Raw genomic sequence first — 298 nt, 5'->3', positions numbered from 1 at the left:
CGTCGCAGCGCCCGTGATGATGGTCTTGCTGGGGACGACCACGGCTGTTCCGGTTTTGCTCATGTTGAACACGCTCGTATCGCTTGTCGCGTCGGACAAGCGGGTGTGGTTACAGAACAAGGAACTGATCCGAAACGCCGTGATTGGGTGCTTTGCGGGCATCGCTCTAGGTCTCTTGATTTACCCTTATCTGTCGGAACGCATGGTGTTGCTCCTGACGGGCGTTCTTTTACTTGTCGGAGTTGCCACTTCGTTGTTGCCGCAGGAAAACAGGGTTGGCCCACGGGGATTTCAAGCA

At 55.7% G+C, this 298-nt stretch carries 1 protein-coding gene; it reads left to right on the top strand.

Translation table 11 applies throughout. The annotated features are described in order from the left end of the window. Positions 1-103 precede the first annotated feature (103 nt). Positions 104-298, top strand: a 195-nt coding sequence (locus ABLN94_RS24775; protein ID WP_352997358.1) for a hypothetical protein, incomplete at its 3' end; no start/stop codon positions are given.

This window comes from Ruegeria sp. SCP11 (genome assembly GCF_040329455.1).
Lineage (GTDB): Bacteria > Pseudomonadota > Alphaproteobacteria > Rhodobacterales > Rhodobacteraceae > Ruegeria > Ruegeria atlantica_E.
The sequence above is the reverse complement of the archived record's forward strand: the minus strand, read 5'-3'. Positions and strand labels throughout refer to the sequence as shown.